This is a genomic window from Bryocella sp., from assembly GCF_058498515.1.
This window is the reverse complement of the sequence record NZ_JBMHYI010000033.1, coordinates 1-4,206: the sequence shown is the minus strand read 5'-3', so window position 1 is coordinate 4,206 and position 4,206 is coordinate 1. Positions and strand designations below refer to the sequence as shown.

The window sequence follows — 4,206 nt, the reverse complement described above, 5'->3', positions numbered from 1 at the left end:
GCTTCATGGTCGACTCGCCGGTTTTGCGGCTGACCCAGGTGACACCTTCGAGAGAAGACGCGCCTTCGAGCTTCACAATTTCGGACTCGGTATAGAGCGTGATGTGGGACGAGCTTTCGATGCGCGAGATCAGGTACTGCGACATGGTGCTCGCCAGCGACTTGCCGCGGACGATGTGATGCACATGTTTTGCAATGCCCGACAGAAACACCGCAGCCTGTCCCGCAGAATTACCACCGCCCACGACGATGACTTCGTTGTCGCGGCATAGCAGCGACTCCATCGCGGTGGCCGCATAGTAGATTCCACGATTCTCAAACTGCTCGTAGTTTTCCACCGAAAGCTTGCGGTACTGCGCGCCGGAAGCTACTACAACAGACCGCGAACACACGGGAATACCGCCTGCCAGTGTCAGCTTGTGGATACCATCGACCTGCTCCGCCGTCACAGTCTCTCTGGAGATGGCGAAGCGTACACCGAACTTCAGTGCCTGCAACTGCGCGCGGCTCGCCAGACGCTGACCGGAGATCCCTGTTGGAAAGCCGAGGTAGTTTTCGATTTTGGAGCTGGTCCCGGCCTGACCACCGGGAGCGGTACCTTCGACCACGAGGGTACAAAGTCCTTCCGAAGCCGCATAGACAGCGGCTGCCAGTCCCGAAGGACCGGCACCGACGACGGTCACGTCGTAGATCATCTCTGGATCGGGAAGCTCGGTGATGCCCAGTTCATCGGCAAGCTGCGTAATGGTGGGCCGATGCAGGATGCGGCCATCAGAGAGCACCACTGCCGGTAGCGTGGGCTCATGATCGGTTAGCTCGTGCTCGGCCAGCGCAGCTTCCTCAACGGATGCCTCGACGATCCTGTGCGGATAATTATTGCGAATCAGAAAGCGCTGCAACTGTGTCGTCGCTGCATCGCCGGCGTCTCCCATTAGCACAATGCCACTGGTCGTTTCGCCGAGTATGCCAATGCGTCGCCAGATGGTCGCCGAGGTGATGAGATTCGCGATATCGCCCTCAGCGCGCATGACTCGCTGCAATTCGTTACGCGGTATGCGAAGAAGGCGGCTCTCAGTGGTCGTCCGCGCCTCGACAAGCGATCCCTGTGAGGTCAGAAGATTCAACTCGCCGGAGAAGTCCAATTTTTGATGATTGGCGATAATCTTGGACTCGCCATTCGCTGCGGGCAGAGATATAGCAACCTCGCCATCGAGCACGACAAACATATCCACTTGCCGTTCGCCATGAGTGAACAACAGCACGTGCGCCGGGAAGGACTCCTCTCGACCGTAGGAACGGAGGCGCTCGACCATCTCTTCGGTGAGTTTGGCAAAGGCAAGGTCCGGACGAAATTCTGGGTTATTCCATGCACTGCTCTTGGTCTTTCCGTCGTCGATCATGGCCGTTGGCTCTCCCTACTGAAGCGTGACCCTATTCTAGAGCGGGACTGTGATCGCAGGGAGAATGCCCAGGAAGTAGCCGAAGGTCCGCTTCTGAGCCTTGGGCCATTCTCGGTCCATCGCCCGCATCTCTTCAGATTCCGCAGATACCCCTCCGCTCAATTCTCGGTCGGGGTCTGTTCGATGTGGTCCAGGATGAGGGCGGGGTAGGAGCCGGGTTGCTTCTCAAACTTAAGACCAAGCTCTTTGCGAAAGGCATCCTGGATGCTGAGGCCGCCAACTGGGGCGGCTGTAGCGGCTCCCGCCTGTTTCGCGGCAGCGTCGGCAGCCGCGGCATCGATCCGAAGCTTGCGGTCACTGGTGTAGTAGAGCGCGAAGTCGTAGGAGCCGGCGAGACCAGTCTTGTTGGCGACGCGATTTTTGATTTCAGACTTCGCCATGGACTGCACAATGTCCGCGAGCTGCGCCATGGTCACGTTCTGGCAGTGGAACTCCCCTGTGTATAGCGACTCGGCCGTGCGCATATCCCTTTCGCCCTCGGGCGGCCCGTATTTGCAGAAGCTCCGCGAGTTGGGGTCGGCCTTTTTCATCTTTGGCGTGCCCGCCAGCAGAACCCATCCGTCCTGGGTCTGCTGGCCCCAGTGGAACTTGATCTGAAAGCGATCGGCGAGAAGTTTTTGCAGCATATTGGCGAGTTGATCCTGATCCTGGGAGACCGCACGGGCATCGATCTCCGGAGGCAATTTGACGAGGATGGTGTAACGCACATGATCGAGCCACGGAGGCACATTGCCCACCATGGCTCCAGTGGGCAACTGCCAGGCCCGTGTAAGCAGCTCCCGCATCGCGAAATTTCTAAAGGTAATCTGCGAGCCGGAAAAGTGGATCTGCGATTGCGGCTCATCGTCCGCCGCGGGCCGGATCGTTGCGACCTCAAACTCGAGGTCCGGGCGAGCGGGAATCAACTTTGCGATCTCCGGCGCGTTCGGGGTCGGGGTATGGTCCACTTGTTCGACGACGATGGCGGGCTGCGCCGTATTCCCGGGCGAGATAACGATACCGAGCTGCTTGCTGCATGCTTCGGTATAGGCGTGGATGGAGTCTTCCCGTGTTCGTAGTTGGTCGACCGAAAGTCTGAGGGTGAAGTCGTATGGCTTCTCCAGTCCAGTGTGATCGATAAGCGGATGGCGGAAGACGTCCCCAAACAAGGCAAGGAACTGTGCGATCGTCTCTGAGGTGCAGGTGATGAGTGTCTGCTCCGGATTCGACTTGTCTCGTGGGGCCTGGCAATTATTCGGGGCTGTCGGATCTTTCGCTGCGGTCAGCTTTGGGCCATCTTTTGCCACGGTAACGATGAAGCCGGGTAGCGGTCGGTCTTCTGTGTGGTACTCCAGGTGAAACCGCTCCTCGAGAATGCGCTCCACCACCTGCTCTAGACCGGGCCGAATCTTGTCGTAAGGATTCTCAGGCGGAATCCCACGATTCGGCAGGCCATCGTTCGGATTTACAGCTCTGAGGAACGGGATCATTGCGACAACGTCGAAGCGGTCGAAGTCGATCCAGGTTGGGCCGCCAAGGATAGCACTATCTTCCCGGCCATCATCATCCTCCCGGCCATGAGCAAAATCGATCATGTTGACGATGGTTGCATTGCGCATCTCGAAGCGCTGTGTGCTGATATTGACGGTGAAATTGATCGAGGGACGATACGGTGAGCCATGCACATCGGCAATCAGCGGCTCGGTCGAACTCGGCGAGGCCTGGTCTCCTGCGGGAAGTGATGTCTGCGCGAGAAGTATGGAGGCGAAGGAAGCGAGAAGGAGAGCGACAGCGATGCGGAGAATCTTCATAAGAGCTCGATGGATAAAAGAGGCAACAGATGAAGTCTCCAGATTGCGCGGCTCAGACACATAACTCGATCAGAAACCATTATGTTGCGCTTCATGGAAGCCTGTAAAGGAGCGGCGTTGCAGTGCTGCGGTTCCGAGCCAGGGCTATAGGTGAAAATTGACTCACTTCCTCGATCATCTCCGCCCCGGCGAACTCTCCACTACAATCAAACGTATGGCCTCCTTAAGCTCCAAGTCCTCGGGACAGAAGAACGTGCTCGGGCAGCCGCTGGAAACATGCGGCACAGACCCCGTCACCGGTTTCTTTCGCGATGGATGCTGCAACACCGGCCCCAACGATCTCGGCGTTCACACCGTCTGCTGCATCGTTACGGAGAAGTTTCTCGCAGCCTCGGCGCGGTTGGGCAACGATCTCTCCACCCCCATGCCACAGTACGGCTTCCCAGGACTCAAAGAAGGCGATCGCTGGTGCGTTTGCGCCGGCCGCTGGCTCGAAGTGCAACAGGCCGGAGCAGCCTGCCCCGTTGTTCTCGAAGCCACCCACGAAGCCACGCTCGAGATCATCCCTTTCGACATCCTGCTGCAGTTCGCCGTCATCCCGAAGACATTGCACTAGGGCCGTTGCAGGATCACTTACGCTGTCTGCCCGCTGGCAATTTCCTTCGCGTCCCCCAGCGTCACCTTCACATTCAACCGCTGGCGCCCACGAAACACCGTTAGCGTGATCACATCACCCGCGTGGTGCGCATTCATCGCATTCGAAAGATCCTGGGGCGTCGTGATCTCCTGCCCATCGAACGCCACAATCAAATCGCCGCCCAGCATCACTTCCTGGTTGCCGTTCCATGCCCGCTGATTGCCTCCGCGCAACCCCGCATGAGCCGCGGCGCCATCCGGCAACACACGCTCAATCAGGATGCCGTAGTCCGCTGGCAACCCGATCTGCTCGGCAATATC

4 protein-coding genes are annotated in these 4,206 nt (G+C 58.4%); 1 reads left to right on the top strand and 3 read right to left on the bottom strand.

Annotated elements, in window-relative coordinates; all coding sequences use genetic code 11:
* A partial coding sequence (locus AC5E6W_RS10115; RefSeq protein WP_491752170.1) for an FAD-dependent oxidoreductase occupies positions 1-1,399 on the bottom strand: 1,399 nt, incomplete at its 3' end.
* A gap of 158 nt (positions 1,400-1,557) precedes the next feature.
* Complete coding sequence (locus tag AC5E6W_RS10110) at positions 1,558-3,249, bottom strand: TIGR03435 family protein (protein WP_491752169.1); 1,692 nt, start codon at positions 3,247-3,249, stop codon at positions 1,558-1,560.
* Between the two features lie 214 nt (positions 3,250-3,463).
* Here AC5E6W_RS10110 and AC5E6W_RS10105 point away from each other — a divergent pair, with 214 nt between their 5' ends.
* Positions 3,464-3,865: a DUF2237 family protein gene (locus tag AC5E6W_RS10105; protein ID WP_491752168.1), complete on the top strand. Its 402-nt coding sequence runs from the start codon at positions 3,464-3,466 to the stop codon at positions 3,863-3,865.
* A gap of 17 nt (positions 3,866-3,882) precedes the next feature.
* On the opposite strand, the gene AC5E6W_RS10100 is transcribed toward AC5E6W_RS10105, so the two are convergent.
* A partial coding sequence (locus tag AC5E6W_RS10100) for a S1C family serine protease (protein ID WP_491752167.1) occupies positions 3,883-4,206 on the bottom strand: 324 nt, incomplete at its 5' end.